This window comes from Aeromonas piscicola (genome assembly GCF_000820005.1).
In the GTDB taxonomy this organism is placed as follows: domain Bacteria; phylum Pseudomonadota; class Gammaproteobacteria; order Enterobacterales; family Aeromonadaceae; genus Aeromonas; species Aeromonas piscicola.
Genome location: NZ_CDBL01000056.1, coordinates 1 through 15934, shown reverse-complemented (window position 1 = coordinate 15934; position 15934 = coordinate 1). Strand labels below are relative to the sequence as shown.

General features: G+C 63.9%; 12 protein-coding genes and 1 pseudogene. 5 read left to right on the top strand and 8 right to left on the bottom strand.

Translation table 11 applies throughout. The features are described 5' to 3' along the window. Positions 1-23: 23 nt before the first annotated feature. The 3 genes and pseudogenes from BN1128_RS14385 to metE form a co-directional block, all read right to left on the bottom strand. Positions 24-394: pseudogene (locus tag BN1128_RS14385) on the bottom strand (CBS domain-containing protein); the annotation flags it as partial. A gap of 86 nt (positions 395-480) precedes the next feature. Continuing rightward, positions 481-1230 (bottom strand): substrate-binding periplasmic protein, encoded by a 750-nt coding sequence (locus BN1128_RS14380; RefSeq protein WP_042869927.1) that lies wholly within the window; start codon positions 1228-1230, stop codon positions 481-483. Positions 1231-1395: 165 nt separating this feature from the next. Continuing rightward, on the bottom strand, positions 1396-3660 hold the full coding sequence (metE, locus tag BN1128_RS14375) for a 5-methyltetrahydropteroyltriglutamate--homocysteine S-methyltransferase (RefSeq protein ID WP_042869926.1): 2265 nt from the start codon (positions 3658-3660) through the stop codon (positions 1396-1398). 161 nt (positions 3661-3821) lie between these two features. On the opposite strand from metE, the gene BN1128_RS14370 reads away from it, so the two are divergent. Beyond that, a complete protein-coding gene (locus BN1128_RS14370) occupies positions 3822-4742 on the top strand; it encodes a LysR substrate-binding domain-containing protein (RefSeq protein WP_042869923.1) in 921 nt (306 codons plus the stop codon). A gap of 57 nt (positions 4743-4799) precedes the next feature. Here BN1128_RS14370 and BN1128_RS14365 read toward each other — a convergent pair whose 3' ends face one another. From BN1128_RS14365 to BN1128_RS14355, 3 genes are all read right to left on the bottom strand, one after another. Further along, a complete protein-coding gene (locus BN1128_RS14365; protein WP_042870135.1) occupies positions 4800-5564 on the bottom strand; it encodes a siderophore ferric iron reductase in 765 nt (254 codons plus the stop codon). A gap of 95 nt (positions 5565-5659) precedes the next feature. Beyond that, positions 5660-7804, bottom strand: coding sequence for a TonB-dependent siderophore receptor (locus BN1128_RS14360; protein ID WP_042869921.1), 2145 nt, complete (start codon positions 7802-7804; stop codon positions 5660-5662). Between the two features lie 288 nt (positions 7805-8092). After that, entirely contained in the window at positions 8093-9004 is a 912-nt protein-coding gene (locus BN1128_RS14355; protein WP_042869920.1) for an AraC family transcriptional regulator, read from the bottom strand. A gap of 290 nt (positions 9005-9294) precedes the next feature. Between BN1128_RS14355 and BN1128_RS14350 the strand changes: the two genes are divergently transcribed. Continuing rightward, on the top strand, positions 9295-10035 hold the full coding sequence (locus BN1128_RS14350) for an SDR family oxidoreductase (protein WP_042869918.1): 741 nt from the start codon (positions 9295-9297) through the stop codon (positions 10033-10035). Between the two features lie 85 nt (positions 10036-10120). Here the strand turns inward: BN1128_RS14350 and BN1128_RS14345 are convergent, their stop codons facing one another. After that, the gene (locus BN1128_RS14345; protein ID WP_021138227.1) at positions 10121-11026 is read right to left on the bottom strand and encodes a LysR family transcriptional regulator; all 906 of its coding nucleotides are present in this window, start codon (positions 11024-11026) and stop codon (positions 10121-10123) included. Between the two features lie 101 nt (positions 11027-11127). Here BN1128_RS14345 and BN1128_RS14340 point away from each other — a divergent pair, with 101 nt between their 5' ends. The 3 genes from BN1128_RS14340 to BN1128_RS14330 all read left to right on the top strand — a co-directional run bounded on the left by BN1128_RS14340 (position 11128) and on the right by BN1128_RS14330 (position 14539). Next, complete coding sequence (locus BN1128_RS14340) at positions 11128-11766, top strand: NAD(P)-dependent oxidoreductase (RefSeq protein WP_042869916.1); 639 nt, start codon at positions 11128-11130, stop codon at positions 11764-11766. A 442-nt stretch (positions 11767-12208) separates the two neighbouring features. After that, positions 12209-13279, top strand: coding sequence for an isopenicillin N synthase family dioxygenase (locus BN1128_RS14335; RefSeq protein ID WP_042869914.1), 1071 nt, complete (start codon positions 12209-12211; stop codon positions 13277-13279). Between the two features lie 96 nt (positions 13280-13375). Next, the gene (locus BN1128_RS14330) at positions 13376-14539 is read left to right on the top strand and encodes a trans-sulfuration enzyme family protein (protein ID WP_042869912.1); all 1164 of its coding nucleotides are present in this window, start codon (positions 13376-13378) and stop codon (positions 14537-14539) included. Positions 14540-14626: 87 nt separating this feature from the next. On the opposite strand, the gene BN1128_RS14325 is transcribed toward BN1128_RS14330, so the two are convergent. After that, positions 14627-15934 (bottom strand): M16 family metallopeptidase (locus tag BN1128_RS14325; protein ID WP_042869910.1); only part of this gene is annotated, 1308 nt, incomplete at its 5' end.

Sequence of the window (15934 nt, the reverse complement as noted above, 5' to 3'; positions counted from 1 at the left end):
GGCCCCGCGAGGGGCCTTCTTCGTTAGCCGCCGGACCCCTGGTCAGCCTCGGCCAGCACGGGCTGCAGGGCCAGGGTGAACAGGGCCGCCACCATGTCCGACTGGGTCAGCATGCGACCAGTTGCTCCCTATCCACCACCGGCATGTGGTGCAAGCCGCCATCGGAGAAGGCGGCCACCAGATCGTAGAGGGGCTGGTAGCGGCGGGCAGTCGACACGTCGCGGGTCATCAGATCCGCGACCCGCAGTGCTGCCAGAGCCCCGGCTCCCCGCGGTTGTTGCAACACCCGGTCGATCATCAGGTCGTGCAGCGTGATGATACCGGCGAGGCGCCCCGGCTGATCCGGCCCGATCAGGATCAGATCTCGTGACATCACATCCTGCACTCGCACCGTGCTGCTCCAGGGCAAACGCCTGCTCGCGGCCCTGGCCGCCCTCCTGGTTTTAAAAAGCCGTTATCCGGCGCCATGGCGCAACCGCCTCACCGATAACGCGCCTCGATGCGGGCCAGCTCGCCGCTCTGGCGCAGCCTGACCAGGACGCGGGAAAACTCGGCGACCCGGCGCTGAAAAGGAGAGGTATGGGCGATGCAGAGGGTCAGCGGGGTCAATCCCAGCTGGAGCGGCACCTCTATGATGCGCCCCGTCAGCCCCAGCTGGCGGAGCTTGAAGTTGGCCACGATGGGATCCGTGATCATCAAGTCGCCCCGGCCGGCCGAGAGCATCTTGAAGACGTTGTCCACATTCATGGTCAGATGGACCTTGAATCCCACCAGATTCTCCTTTCCCCAGCCATTGCCTATGTAGTCGAGGATGGTGAACGCCTTGAGATCCGCCAGGGCGCGAGCCTGATTGAGCCGCGCCAGCTGGGGGTGGCCCGCCTGGGTGAACAGGGTCAGGGTGGAGAAGGCGACCGGCTCCTCCACCACCTGGGTATAGTCCCGCCGCTCCAGGGTCGGCACTGTGACAAAGCCATCGGCCTGGCCGGATCGCACCCGTTTCTGGGCCCGCAGCCAGGGATACCCCTGATGAGTGACGTGGATGCCGAGCTCGGCCGCAACCCTGTCCATCACATCCACCATGATGCCCCGCATCTTGCCCTGCTCGTCACGCCAGGAGTAGGGGGCAAAATCATTGAAATAGACCATGTTGAGCGAGGGGGCGGGAGCCGCCAGGGGGCAAGTGGCCAGCAACAGTGCCCATAGACTCCCGATCCAGACACCTGCTTTCATTTTTCCTGCCCCGCCCACACCATCCTGTCCTGAGCCTAGCGCACGCCGGGTTGGTGCGGGTCTGCCCGCACAAAAACAGAGGGAAGGCGTGCGCCTTCCCTCTTTCGTTATGCCCGAACTCTGTTGTTATTTGCTGATTTTTGACCGGCCAGCCTGGCTACCTAACTAGGCCAGCTCTGCCCGCAGTGCCCGGGTCGCCTCCACCATCACGGTGAGGGCGGCGGTGGTCTCTTCCCAGCCACGGGTCTTGAGGCCGCAGTCCGGGTTGACCCAGAGCCGTTCCGCCGGGATCTGCTTGGCCGCCTTGCGCAGCAAGCCCTCAATCCAGCTCTGGCTCGGCACGTTCGGCGAGTGGATGTCATACACGCCAGGCCCGATTTCGTTGGGGTAGTTGAAGCGTTCGAACGCTTCGAGCAGCTGCATCTGGCTGCGGCTGGTCTCTATGGTGATCACGTCCGCGTCCAGCGCCGCCACCGCCTCTATGATGAGGTTGAAGTCGCTGTAACACATGTGGGTGTGGATCTGGGTGCTGTCCACCACTGGGCTTGCGCTCAGGCGGAAGGCGCGTACCGCCCAGTCGAGATACGTCTGGTGATCCTGTTTGCGCAGGGGCAAGCCTTCGCGGATCGCCGGTTCGTCGATCTGGATGATCTTGATGCCGGCGGCTTCGAGATCCGCCACCTCGTCGCGAATGGCCAGGCCAATTTGCAGGGCGGACTGCTCGCGGCTCACGTCTTCGCGGGGGAAGGACCAGCAGAGTATGGTCACGGGCCCGGTCAGCATGCCCTTGACTGGTTTGTAGGTCAGGCTCTGGGCAAACTTGGCCCATTCGAGGGTCATGGGAGTCGGACGGTCGATGTCACGGGTGATCACCGGCGGCTTGACGCAGCGGGAGCCATAGCTCTGTACCCAGCCGAAGCGGGTGATGGCAAAGCCGTCCAGCAGCTCGCCGAAATACTCCACCATGTCGTTGCGCTCGGCCTCGCCGTGCACCAGCACGTCCAGCCCGATGGCCTCCTGGCGTTCGATGGCATCCTTGATCTGGGCCTGGATGCCCGCCTCGTAAGCACTGTCGTCGATGCGACCGGCCCGCCACTCCTGACGCAGCACCCGAATTTCCGAGGTCTGCGGGAATGAGCCAATGGTGGTGGTGGGCAAGAGCGGCAGCTTGAGATCATTGCGCTGCGCCTGCGCCCTTACCGGATAGGCACTCTGGCGGTCGAAATCGCTGTTGGTCAGGCTGGCCAGACGGGACTGCACCGCTTTCTTGTGGACCCGGCTATTGGACTCCCGATCCACGATGGGTTGGCTGTAGGCGGTGATTTTGTCGATGTCACCACCGTCCAGGTAGTCGGAGAGCAGTCCCAGCTCGTAGCACTTTTGCAGGGCGAAGGCGAACCAGCTGCGGGTCTGAGGATCCAGCTCGTGCTCCAGGGTGAGATCCACCGGGCTGTGCAGCAGGGAGCAGGAAGATGCCACCCAGAGCCGCTCGCCCAACTTATCCTTCAGCGCTTTCAGGGTCGGTGCCAGCTTGGCCAGGTTGGCACGCCAGACGTTACGACCGTTGATCACCCCGGCGGAGATGACCCACTGGGCCGGCAGATGAGGAATGAGGGTCTCCAGCTGCTCGGGCGCCGCCACCAGATCCAGGTGCAGGCCATCCACCTTCAGGCTGGTGATGATGTCGCGCTGATGGGCAACAGAACCGAAATAGGTGGTGAGCAACAGCTTGCAGGGGCCGCTCAAGCGCTCATAGGCGTTGAGGTAGGCAAGACGCCACTCGTCCGGCAAGTCCAGCGCCAGGGCCGGCTCGTCGATCTGTACCCACTCCACCCCTTGGGCCGAGAGCCTCCCCAGGATCTCCTGATAGACGATCAGCAGGCGATCGAGCAATTCGAGGCGCGAGAAGCCGCTCTCTTTCTCCTTGCCAAGCCAGAGATAGGAGACGGGCCCCAGCAGCACGGCCTTGACCGGCAGCCCCAGCGCCTTGGCCTCTTCCACCTCGTCAAACAGTTGGCTCCAGCCCAGCTTGAAGCGCTGATTGCGGCTGAACTCGGGCACCAGATAGTGGTAGTTGGTATTGAACCACTTGGTCATCTCGGCGGCGGCAGCAGCCGGGCCGGTCGGCGCACGGCCACGGGCCACCCGGAACAGGGTATCGAGATCGGTATCGCCGTGGCGATGACGCTCGGGGATGGCATCCACCAGCAGGCTGGTGCCGAGCACTTGGTCGTACCAGGCAAAGTCGCCCACCGGCAGCAGGTTGACCCCGGCGGTGCGCTGGGCCTGCCAGTGACGCTCACGCAGGCTCTTGCCGGTGGCGATGAGTTCTGCCTGAGTTGTCTCGCCACGCCAGTAAGATTCGAGGGCAAATTTCAGCTCGCGCTTGGCGCCGATACGGGGGAAGCCCAGGGTGTGTGCTCGTGTCATAGGTCCAATTCCTTATGCTCATTCATCTGATGGGAAACTGGATGATTTGGCCATCCAGATGTTTACACATCCAAAATGACAAGATAAGGTGGCGTTGGCTATTGAATCCTTTTCAACAGCCTCTCAAGAAATCCGCGATTGATGCAACAAGGAGCCATGTTATGGCAGTGCCAAGCAATTCAGGCCTGGAAATCAAGCACTTGAGAACCCTGACCGCGCTGGCCGAGCAGGGTTCGCTGGCCGGCGCCGCGCTGACCCTCAACCTTACCCAGTCGGCCCTCTCCCATCAGCTCAAAGAGCTGGAGACCCGCCTCAACCTGGAGCTCTACCTGCGCAAGAGCCGCCCACTGGTGCTGACGGCGGCGGGCCAGCAGTTGCTGAGCCTGGCCCGCCAGGTGCTCCCCGCCCTGGCCCAGACCGAGAAACAGCTGCAGGCCCTGCACAGCGGCGACGCGGGCCGGCTGCATCTGGCGCTGGATTGCCACAGCTGCATCCAGTGGTTGCTGCCGCTCTTGCCCGATTTTCGCCGCCAGTGGCCCGGTGTGGATCTGGAGGTGGAGTCGGTGCCCGGCTTCGATGCCATCAATGCCCTGCTCGGCGGCCAGCTCGACCTGCTGCTCACCTCGGACGTACAGGCGCGCGGCGATCTGCACTTCGAGCCGCTGTTCGCCTTCGATCTCACTCTGGTGATGGCGCCGGATCACCCTCTATGCCACCAGGGCCGGATCACCCCGGAGGATCTCAAGCAGGAGGTGCTGCTGGTCTACCCGGTGGAGCGGGCCCGCATGGATGTGTTCAGCCGCTTTTTGCAACCCGCCGGGGTCGAGCCCGCCCGCTGCAAGCTGGTGGACAATACCTCTGTCATGCTGCAGATGGCCGCCGCCGGGCTCGGGGTCGCCGCCCTGCCGCGCTGGGCCAGCGAGGAGTTTGTACGTCAGGGCTTGCTCGAAGCCAGGCCGCTGGGACAGGGCATCCGCCGCCATATGTATGGAGCAGTACGCGCCGCCGACAAGGACCAGCCCTGCCTGCAGAGCCTGTTCGAACGTATTCGCAGCAAGATGGGTGAGCAGAAAGAGGCGTAAAAAAGCCGCCCCTGGGGGCCGCGCTCACGCCTCTCGACACACCGGCGCTCAAGCGCCTCAAGATCCCTCGCCGCAACTTGCAGCCCCCTGCCGCCTCGGGCAGTTGGCGCAAAGCTCCCCATCGCGGCGCTTGTAGTGCAGGCAGCAACGCTGGCGCACATAACCGGGGGACTGCGTATCGGCCGGTATCGATGCCGGACGCCACCCCGCCAGATGCTCGGCCGGCAGACCGCAGGCGGCGAGCCAGCGCGGCGCGTGCTCGCTCACCTGTTCACGGCTCACATGGGTGAAGAAGTCGGGTACCCGCACCAGGGCCGCCAGCAGATCGTCCGCCAAGAGCGGGCGCACGAAACCGGGTCTGAGCCGCTGCACGCCACCCAGCAGTGCGAACAGCGCCTGCCAGTGGGCCTGCAGCCGCTCGCCCGCGGCCTTGATCAAGGCATCCAGATCCCCCTTGATCATGGGCTCGGCCGGCAGGATGAAGCCCGATACCAGCCCATCCTGATAACCCTGCCCCAGCTTGTCCAGCGCAGGCACGGCCCCCAGTCGATAGACGGCCACCATGGCGAGATAAAGGGACTGCCAGCAGAGCATGCCCCAGCTGCGGGTCAGCCAGTAGGCGGGCCCCGCCTCCGGGTGCGCCAGCCGCCAGTGGTCATGCAGCGCCGCCGCTACCTCGGCCGGGGTTGAATGAGGGGAAGCTGCCAGCAAAAGGGGCGAGTCCCCCGCCTCCGCCAACCGCCCCTTGAGCGAAGGAATAAGCCCGCTGGCTGCCGCAAACAGGGCGCCATGATCCGTCAGCGCACGTATCTCCGTGTGCACAGCCAGCGCGCCGAGCCCGCGGGGCAAGGCGCGCGGACGATCATCTGCGGCGGCTAGAAGATGAGCATGCCCCGGACGCGGCCCGGGGCGCAGGGTCAGAATACGTATTTGAGTCGCGCCTCCACGCTGCGCTCGGCCCCGAACCAGCAGTTGTTCTGGTCGTAGCAGGAGTAGTAGGTCTTGTTGAACAGGTTGCTGGCGCTCAAAGATGCCTCCACCCCTTGCAGGCGCTGGCTGAGTTGGGCCAGATCGTAGGAGGCGGACATGTCCATCAGCAGGTAATCCGGCACAGTATCGGTGTTGGCGGCATCGAGCTGGGCCTCCCCCACGTAACGCAGGCCGGCGCCAACCCGCATCCCCTCCAGCTGGCCACCCGGCAGGTAGTTGCTCCACAGGGAGGCCATCTGCTTGGGCACCCAGACCGGGGTCTTGCCCTGCAGGCTGGTGGTATCTCGGGTGATCTCCATATCCTGGCGGGTATAGCTCAGCGCCAGATCCAGCCGGCTGGTGAGATCGACTCGCCCCTCCAGCTCGACGCCCCTGGAGACCATCTCGCCGGTCTGCAGCTTGGGCCCGTAGACGTTGTCCGGATCCGTCACCAGGGCATTTTGCTTGGTGATGTGGAAGACCGAAGCGGTAAAGGTCTTGCTCATGTCCTCGGCGAGAAACTTGAGTCCCCCCTCCCACTGATGGCCGGTGGCCGGTTTGAACGCCTTGCCGCTCTTGTCCGCCCCCGCCACCGGCTCGAAGCTCTCGGCATAGCTCACGTAGGGGGAGAAGCCGCCATCCAGCTCATAGAGAGCGCCGAGACGGAAGGAGAGGTTGTCCTGATCAATCTGGGCCAGGGTGTTGCTCGCCGCCCCCTGATAGAGGGTCTGGCTGTCGGTGTCCATCCGGTAGCTGTCATAGCGGGCACCGCCTATGGCCACCAGCCGATCCAGACGCACCTGATCCTGCAGATAGACGCCGGTCTGGGACTGGCGGATGGTCTTGCTGTCCTGATAGTTGAAGGTGAGGGCCGCCGGCACTATCTGGCTGTGGTTCGGGTTGAAGATGTCGATGCCGGGCGCCGAATAGTCCAGCGTATCCCGGTAGAGCACCCGCGCATCTAGATACTGGTAATCCACCCCCAGCAGCAGGTTGTGCCGGGCGCAGCCGATCTGCACCTTGCCCGCCAGCTGGTTGTCGATGACAAAGCCGCGAGAGTCTTCATCGGTCAGATAGGCGTTGCGGGCCAAAGTGCGGTGGTCCCCTGCCAGCGCCGCATTGTAGGTGTTCTGCTGGTTGGCCGAGGCGTCCATGTAGCGGGCGTTTTGCAGTAGTTGCCAATCGGCGTTGAAGTCGTGACTCAGCTTGTAGCCGAGCAGGGTCACCTCCCGGCTGTAGTGGTTCCAGTTCTCGTCACCGAGGAAGCTGTCACTGCCAAGCTGGCCCAGGGGATTGAACTTGACCGAACCGCTGGCCGGCACTGTGGTATAGATGCCCGCTTGCGGGTCTTTCTGGTAGTAGAGATTCAGGTTGAGCAGGGTGCGATCACTCAACTGCCAGTCGAGGGACGGCGCGAACACATAGCGCTCCTCCTCTGAGGTCACCGCCTGGCCCTCCTTCTGACGGGCCAGTCCCACCAGTCGATAGGCAAACTGATCGTTGATGGCGCCCGTGCTGTCGAGGGTCAGCTCCTTGAGGGTGCCTGTGCCCGTCGCCACGCCGACGCTGTGCCTGGCTTCCCGCTGCGGCCGCTTGGCGATCAGGTTGACCATGCCCCCCGGCGGCATGCTGCCGTAGAGCACCGAGGTCGGCCCCTTGAACACCTCCAGCTGTTCGATGGCCACCGGATCTATCTGGGGTTGCAGGTTCCAGTCGTTGTACTGCAACAAGAGGCCGTCGTAGAAGTTCTGGTAGTTGTCAAAGCCACGGATATTGAACAGATCCAGCCGGTTGACCGCCCCGCCGCGCAGCTCGGTATTGACCCCGGGCACGTAGCGCAGCGCCTCGCTCACCGAGCTGACGCCGCGCTGCTCCAGGGTCTCGCCGTCCACCACAGAGATGGCCTGGGGCGTCTCCATGGGGTCGAGCCGGGTCTTGGTCGCCGTGTTGCGATAGGTCTGACCCAGTACCGTCAGGGTTTCATCGGCCACCGCGCCTTGCGCATTGGACGTGGGTGCGGCCGGCACTGGGCTTGCCAACAGGGCGGAGAGGGTCGCGGCGACCAGGGTCAAAGGGGGGTGAGTGGCGTACATCTGATCCTCGAATGCAATGATTGAATAGTAACAAATCTCATTTGCATTTTATTGGGTCAATTTGCCCTTAAATTAACAATTTGGGGCATGTTGGCAGGAAAAACGGCAAAAGAGGGATAAGACAAGCCCCATTCGACGACCTGTCATGTCGATGGAAAAAAGCATTGAATTCAAATGGCTATCTTTTCTGAGGGAAGGCTGCGATGAAATGGCGGTCAATGGCGGGACGTCCCCCTGCGTGATGCAGGCCAAGGGATAGGCACCCTGCCGCTAAACGGCTCACGGGGTTCAGCCCTGGTGGGGCGCGATGGGCAACCAGTACTCCATGCGGGCATAAGGCTGTTGGCCATCGAAGTCGGGGGTGTAACGCTCCAGCTCGAAACCATCCAGCCCCCGATAACCCGAGGTTGGCAGCCAGTGCAGGATGAACCAGTTGAGGGTCTGCCCCAGCTGGCTGATGGGACCGATGTGGGTAAGCACGGCGTACTCCTGAGGCGGAATGGCCAGACGAGCCAGCCCGCTCGGTGGCTCGCTCCCCTCCTCTGCCGCCACGCCCGCCCAGTAGGCCAGCTGCTCCCCCGCCCCTGACACATCCACCACGCCGATCAGATCGCGGGCCCTGTCCAGGCCGCCGGCACTGCGCAAGGCACGCCAGATGGCGGGCACCGTCTGCTGAAAATCGGGCGAGCTGGCAAAGAGCCCGCGGATCAGTCCCTTGACCCCCTGCAGCATGAAACCCGGCTGGCTCTCGACCCTTACCTGGACCAGTCGGGGAGTATTGGCAAGCGGCATAGGCGCTCGCACCAGCGGGGTGCGCAATCCCAGCCGCATACCCCGCCTGCGATAGGCCAGCGGCGAGCAGCCGAACTGCTGCTTGAAGGCACGGCTGAAACTCACCTCGGAACCAAATCCGTAGTTCAGCGCCAGATCCAGCACCCGCTGGCGGCTCGTGAGCAGCGCCTCCGCCGCCAGGCTCAGCTTGAGCTCGCGCACATAGTGGGCCACCGTCAGTCCTGTCTCGTGCAAGAAGACCCGCTGCAACTGCCAGCGCGACCAGCAGCTCTGCTCGGCCAGCTGCTCCAGCGACAATGGCTGATCCAGATGCCCGTGGATGTAGTCGAGCACCCGCTCGATGCGGGTGAAATGGGCGCTAGCCTGTGGCGCAGGGCCAGGAGATGCGAGGGGAAATGTCGGTGTCATTGGGTGGTCGGGATCGCTGCCAGCAGAGGGCACACTCGCCCGAGTGGCCACATTAAACATGGCCGCTGCCCCGGCGGCAAGTGGTCTGCGGCCACCGGCGAACAGCGCACGCCCCGTTTGTGGCTCAACCCCGCACTCTCATCTATGCCTTCAACAAGACCGTCAAGCCAGGTTGTCAGACTGTCACAAAAGTGACGCGTTTCCCTGTCAGATTGTTTGAAAACAAATATATCAATTAGATTTGAAAGCCCATAAAGTCCTCGTTCGAATCTTTTTCAGGGAGAGCCAAGATGAAAAAAATTGCCTTGATCACCGGAGCCCGTGGCGGCATCGGATCCGCCATCACCACTGCCTTGCTGGCTCAGGGGTATCGCATCATAGCCACCCACTCCAGCGGCAACAGTGCGGCGGCCCACGACTGGTACGGGGAGCAGGGCTATCGGCCGGATCAGGTGCGGCTGCTGCCGCTGGACGTGGCCGACACCGCCATGTGCCGCGAGACCCTGGGTCGCCTGTTGCAAGACGAGGGCCGGGTGGACGTACTGGTCAACAACGCCGGCATCACCCGGGATGGCGCCTTCAAGCGCATGGCGCCGGAGCAGTGGTTCGAGGTGATCCACACCAATCTGTGCAGCCTCTACAACGTGACCCAGCCGCTGTTCGACGCCATGTGCGAACAGCGCGATGCCCGCATCATCAACATCTCCTCGGTCAACGGCCAGAAGGGACAGTTCGGTCAGGTCAACTACTCGGCGGCCAAGGCGGGCATGCTGGGCTTCACCAAGGCGCTGGCGGCGGAGGGAGCCCGCTTCGGGGTCACGGTCAACGCCATCGCCCCCGGTTACACAGCCACCCCCATGGTGGAGGCGATCCGCAGCGATATCCTCGACAGCATCAAGGCCGACATTCCCATGCGCCGCCTCGCCAAGCCGGAGGAGATCGCCGCCGCCGTGGCCTTCCTCGCGAGCGAAGCAGGCGCCTATATCACGGGGGAAACCCTGGCCATCAACGGCGGCCTCTACATGAAATAGCGCCGGGATCAAGGCAAACGACAGAGGGCAGCCAACCGGCTGCCCTCTGTGTTTGCAAGTCGGGACGAGACAGTTGCCACCCGGCTCAGGGGCGCGCCGGCACGGCCCCCGAGGGCTCGGCGAAGTGGCTGCGCAGGGCCGTGATCACCCGCCGCACCTTCTCCGGGATCTCCCGCTGCGGGGTAATGGCATGGATCTCCATGGGCGGCACCCGAAATCCCGGCAGCAACTCCAGCAGCCGACCCTGGGCGAGATCTTCGGCGATTTCCCCCTCGGGTTGCAGCGAGACCCCCTGCCCCGCCAGGGTGAACTGGCGCAGCGGCAGCACGTTGTTGCACACCACTCTGGGTTTGGGTTTGACCTTGTGACCCTGCCCCTTGTCGTCGAAGAAGGTCAGGCCCCCGCTCAGCATGTCCGCCGCCAGCCAGTCGTGTTCCAGCAGATCTGCCGGACTGCGTGGGGTGCCCTTGCGCGCCAGATAGGCGGGCGAGGCACATAGCAGCATCCGGGTCTGACCCAGCTTGCGCGCCACCAGGCTGGAGTCGGACAGGGTACCGACCCGCAGCGCCACGTCGATGCGCTCGGCGATGAGATCCCGCTTCTCGTCGTCGGCGATGATCTGGATGCACAGGCCGGGATGGGCCTGCAACAGGGGCGACAAGGCCCGCGCCAGCGGCTGGCCCGCCATCCCCACGGGCGCCGTGATCCGCACCTCGCCGAGCAGGCTGTCGCGCACCTCGGAAAGGCGCAGCTCGGTCTGGTTCAGCGTCTGTTGCAGCGACTGGCACCCCTGCCACACCACTTCCCCCGCCTCGGTCAGGTTGAGGCGACGGGTGGAACGGTGCAGCAGGGTGAGGCCCAGCAGGCTCTCCAGCTGGCTGATATGCTGACTGACGGCGGAGGGAGTCATGCCAAGGGCCTTGGCGGCGCCCGTCATGCTGCCCGCTTCCACCACGGCGGCGAAGATGGCGTAACGTCTGAGCTGTTCCATTATTAAATCTAGCTTACAAGTGAATCAATTTTACAGTCGATTATTAAATCACATTTGGCGGAGTAGGATAGCCCCATTCCAACAGTGAAGGAGAATCACCCATGAAAATTGCCCTGATCGGTGCCAGCGGTTTTGTCGGTACAGCCATCCTCAATGAAGCCGTCAGCCGCGGCCATCACGTCACCGCCATCGTCCGCGATGTCAGCAAAGTCGCTGCCCACCCGCAGGTCACCGCCGTGGCGGTAGATGCCCAGAACCCACAGGCACTGGCCGAGGTGCTCAAGGGGCACGACCGGGTGATCAGCGCCTACAACCCGGGCTGGACCGCACCGGACATCTACGACCAGTACCTCAAAGGGGCCAAGGCCATCGTCGCGGCGGCCGTGACCGCCCACAGCTGGTTGCTGGTGGTCGGTGGTGCCGGCAGTCTGGAAGTCGCCCCCGGCGTACAGCTGGTGGATACCCCGGACTTCCCGGCCGAGTGGAAGCAGGGCGCACTGGCGGCCCGCGACGGTCTCACCGCCCTGCGCCGTGAAACCACCCTCGACTGGCGTTTCGTCTCCCCGCCCGTGTTCCTCGAGCCCGGCGACAAGCGCGGTGGCTATCACCTCGGTGGCGATCAGGTGCTCTTTAGCGGTGGCAAGCCTGCCGGGATCACGGTCGGCGATCTGGCCGATGGCGTGCTGAACGAGGTGGAAAAACCGGCCCACCTGCGCCAGCGCTTTACTCTGGGCTACTGAGTGGGCAACTGAGCACGCTCACCAATCAGGCCCTTGCCTGATCCCCGCTCAAAGCACACAACAAGAAGGGAGGCATCTGCCTCCCTTCTTGTTTCGCGTCTCCGATAGCCCGGCCCACTCCCGCCAGTGAACGCTATGCCAGCCAGCCGCGTGTTCTCGCAATAGCCGGGGGCCCGCTGCGCTGATGGGACTGTCGGTACACGGCCCTGTGTCCCGCTCAATAAACACCCACCCGAATGGGTATCGAATTCTATTTCGATTTTTGTATATAACTAAGAATAATTTGTTGTTTCCGTCTTATAACGCCGAACAGTAGCATCACCCTCAATCCAAATGGCGCCATCTTTACCGGTCGGCCCGGTGTATCACCACCGACCTGCGCTGTCATGTTTGCACTGAGTCGTCGGGAAAGCCCCGATACTCAGAAAATGAGGAGGTGCACATGGAACATTCACCACTGCCGATCATCGATCTCGCCGCCCTTGGTGGCGCCCCTGCGACTCGTCGCCACATGCTGGCCAAGCTTGGCCGGGCGGCCCGCGACATCGGCTTTTTCTATCTGACAGGCCATGGCCTGAGCGAGGCGCAGCAGCAAGAGACCCTGGCGCTGGCGGCCCGCTTCTTCGCCCTGCCGGAACAGGAAAAACGGGCAGTGCAGATGGTACACTCCCCCCATTTTCGCGGTTACAACCAGGTGGGCGCCGAACTCACCCGCCAGCGGCCGGACCGGCGCGAGCAGTTCGACATCATGAATGAGACGCCTGCGCTGGCAAAAGACGAGATCCATGCCCCCTGGCAGCGGCTGATAGGCCCCAACCAGTGGCCTGCCGCCCTGCCCGAGATGAAAGCGCAGCTGCTGGCCTGGCAGGATCGCCTCAGCGACATCACCCTCACCCTGCTCGACGCCTTCGCCGAGGTGCTGGCGCAGCCGCAGGGAGTGTTCGATGCCAGCATCCAGGGCGCCCCCTATCAGCACATGAAGCTCATCCACTATCCGGGGCGCGAAGCGGGCAGCAGCAGCCAGGGAGTGGGCGCCCACAAGGATCCCGGCTACCTGACCCTGGTGATGCAGGACGATCACTCCGGGCTTGAGGTAGAGACAGCCGACGGCTGGACCCCGGCGCCGCCCCTGCCGGGGGCTCTGGTGGTCAATATCGGCGAGCTGCTCGAGCTGGCTTCCAACGGCTATCTCAAGGCCACCCTGCACCGGGTGGTGAGCCCGCCGCCGGGGGTATCGCGCCTCTCCTGCGCCTTCTTTATGGCGGCGCGGCTCGATGCCACAGTGCCGCTGCTGACCCTGTCGCCGAGTCTGGCGGCGCAGGCGCAAGGCCCCGAGAGCGACCCCGCCAACCCGCTCTTCTATCAGGTGGGGGAAAACGTGCTGAAAGGACGGTTGCGCTCCCACCCGGATGTGGCGGCGCGCCACTATACCGCCGACCCGGCTTCCGCCAACGAACAGATGGCAAGCGGGCAGACGACAAACAGCGAGCGGCGCGAACCGCAGCCAGCCTGACTCTGCCATACCTATTAAACGGGGGACGCCGTGGCGTCCCGCAACCCGGATGACACAAGCAGTTAAGCCACAGCCTGGCAATGACGGAGTAATAGAATGAAATTCAAGACAATGAGCGTGCACAGCGGCCAACGGATCGATCCCCAGACCGGCGCCCTCACCACACCGCTTTACCAGAGCAGCACCTTCAGCTACTTCAATGCCCAGGCGGGCAAGGAGCGTTTCGCAGGTCAGGCCCCCGGTTTCATCTACAGCCGCTTTGGCAACCCCACCACCGCCGAGCTGGAGCAAAAACTGGCTGCGCTGGAGGGCGCCGACGAGGCGTTGGTGGTGGCAAGCGGCATGGCGGCGGTGAGCGCCATCATGTATGCCCTGGCCGACAGCGGCGATGAGGTGGCCTACATAGGTCCGCTCTACGGCGGTACAGATGCCTTCCTGAAACAGACCTTCAGCCGCGCCGGCATCAAGGTCACCGCCTATGAGAGCGATCAGGATCTGCTGGCCAACATTCGTCCCGCCACCAAAGTGGTACTGTTCGAAACCCTGACCAACCCCACCCTCAAGGTGGTGGATCCTCGGGTGGTAGTGGAAGCGGCCCGCAAGGTGGGCGCCATCAGCGTGTGTGACAACACCTTCCTCACCCCCTATCTGCTGCGCCCGCTGGAGCTTGGCATCGACATAGTGATGCACAGCGGTACCAAATATCTGGGCGGCCACGGCGACATCATCGCCGGGGTGGTCGCGGGCTCTCACGCGCTGATGAAATCCATCCGCACCGTGGCGCTCAAGCATATCGGCTCCCCCATAGGCCCGCAGGAGGCCTACCTGTTGCAGCGCGGGGTCAAGACCCTGCCACTGCGCATGGATGCCCACCTGCACAACGCGCAGAAAGTGGCCGAATTCCTGGCCGCCCATCCGGCGGTGAAGAAGGTAATCTACCCGGGACTGGCCAGCCATCCCGGCCACGACGCCCTCGGCGCCTTCGCCAGCGGCTTTGGCGGCATGATCAGTATCGAGCTGGAAGGGGGCTTTGCGCGCTGCGCCACCCTGCTCGACAACCTGCAGCTGTTCGTGCAGGCGGTGAGCCTCGGCGATCTCGAGAGCCTGGCCTGCCATCCGGCCAGCACCACCCACGCCGCCATGGACGAGGCGAGCCGTCTCGCCGCCGGAGTGAATGACGATCTCATCCGCTTCAGCATCGGCGTGGAAGATGCCGACGATCTGATCGCCGATCTGGCGGCGGCGCTGGCCGTCGCCTGATGCCCTAGCCCCTTTCACGGCTTAAAAAACAGCCCGCCCCATTTGCATGGAGCGGGCTGTTTGCATCAAGGAGTGGAGAGCAGCTGGTCAGGGGGCGAAAGAGAGCCGCTGTACCGGCCAGCCCAGGGTGGCGAGCTCGGGAGCCAGCACCTTGGCATCCCCCACCACCAGGATCACCATGTCGTCGGGGTCGAGCCAGCGGCGGGCCAAGTCTCGCAAGGTGAATGTCGACAACTGGCTGACCGTCCGTACCCGCTGCTCCACATAATCCTGTGGCCACTGAGCCAGCAAGATGGGCAGCATGTACTCCACCTCCTGCGGCAGCGTCTCATAGTCCAGCGCCTGGCGGTTGAGCACACCTTCACGCAGGGTACGCACCTCCAGTCGGGTCGGGCCCTGCCGCTGGTATTTGTCGAGCTCCTGCAGGATCTGCTGCAGGGCGGCCCGGGTCACCTCGGTGCGCACGCTGCTTTGCAGCAGAAAATAGCCCGCCTGACTGTTGCCGTTGAAGGCGGTATCGATGAAGTAGGTGTATCCCAGCTCCTCACGCAGGCGGATATGCAGCCGATCCGCGAGGGAGGCATTCATCAACCCGGCCAGGAACTGCTCACCAAACCCGTCGCGCGCCATGGCGCGGCGCCCCATGCGAACAAGGCTCTGGCTGGCGCCGGGATTATCCAGCAGATAGATGGCCCGTTTGGCCTGCTGGCCGGCAACACCGAGGGACCGCAGGCTGGGCGACCGCCCCTCTGGCTCAACCAGAAAAGAGAGTGCACTCACCACCCTCTCCTGCGCCAGATCCCCACTCACCACCACCCGAGCCTCCCCGCTGCGATAGACAGCCTGATAGAAGGCGCGCACATCGTCCAGGGTCAGGGATTGCCACTGTGCCTGCGGATCCGGCACCCTGGCCAGGCCGTCGATCAGCGCATGAAACTGCTGATCGGCCTGCCACTGGGGCTCTCGCACTTGCTGCTTCAACCATTGCTGGGTCTGGAGCTTGAGGCGCTGGAAATCCGCCGGTCGCAAGGCCGGCTGCAGCAACAGCTCCCGTACCAGCGCCAGCGTCTCATCGAAGTGGGAGGTCACCCCCTGTACCGTGATCTGGCTGTAGCCTTCCTCATAGCCAAAACTCAGGCTGGCGCCCAGCTGACGCGCCCGCTCCTCAATGGCGGCAGCCTGCCACTGCTCACTGCCCAGGGACAGCATGCTGGCGGTCAGTTCAGCCAGTCCGGCCTTGCCCTCTGGCTCGGCCCGGTACCCACCGGGCCAGTTGATGCGCATGACAAAGGCCGGGACTTCGTCGCTGTAGTGGCCGAGCAGAGAGACCCTATCCCCCAGGCTGGCTTGCCACAGGGTAGGCAGTGGCACGGGTAGCGCCCCGCCACTGGCGGG

Excerpts from the sequence above, each read along its gene's own strand:
- BN1128_RS14380 (WP_042869927.1), bottom strand. The coding sequence starts at position 1,230 with ATGAAAGCAGGTGTCTGGATCGGGAGTCTATGGGCACTGTTGCTGGCC.
- metE (WP_042869926.1), bottom strand. The coding sequence starts at position 3,660 with ATGACACGAGCACACACCCTGGGCTTCCCCCGTATCGGCGCCAAGCGC.
- BN1128_RS14370 (WP_042869923.1), top strand. The coding sequence starts at position 3,822 with ATGGCAGTGCCAAGCAATTCAGGCCTGGAAATCAAGCACTTGAGAACC.
- BN1128_RS14360 (WP_042869921.1), bottom strand. The coding sequence starts at position 7,804 with ATGTACGCCACTCACCCCCCTTTGACCCTGGTCGCCGCGACCCTCTCC.
- BN1128_RS14355 (WP_042869920.1), bottom strand. The coding sequence starts at position 9,004 with ATGACACCGACATTTCCCCTCGCATCTCCTGGCCCTGCGCCACAGGCT.
- BN1128_RS14350 (WP_042869918.1), top strand. The coding sequence starts at position 9,295 with ATGAAAAAAATTGCCTTGATCACCGGAGCCCGTGGCGGCATCGGATCC.
- BN1128_RS14345 (WP_021138227.1), bottom strand. The coding sequence starts at position 11,026 with ATGGAACAGCTCAGACGTTACGCCATCTTCGCCGCCGTGGTGGAAGCG.
- BN1128_RS14340 (WP_042869916.1), top strand. The coding sequence starts at position 11,128 with ATGAAAATTGCCCTGATCGGTGCCAGCGGTTTTGTCGGTACAGCCATC.
- BN1128_RS14335 (WP_042869914.1), top strand. The coding sequence starts at position 12,209 with ATGGAACATTCACCACTGCCGATCATCGATCTCGCCGCCCTTGGTGGC.
- BN1128_RS14330 (WP_042869912.1), top strand. The coding sequence starts at position 13,376 with ATGAAATTCAAGACAATGAGCGTGCACAGCGGCCAACGGATCGATCCC.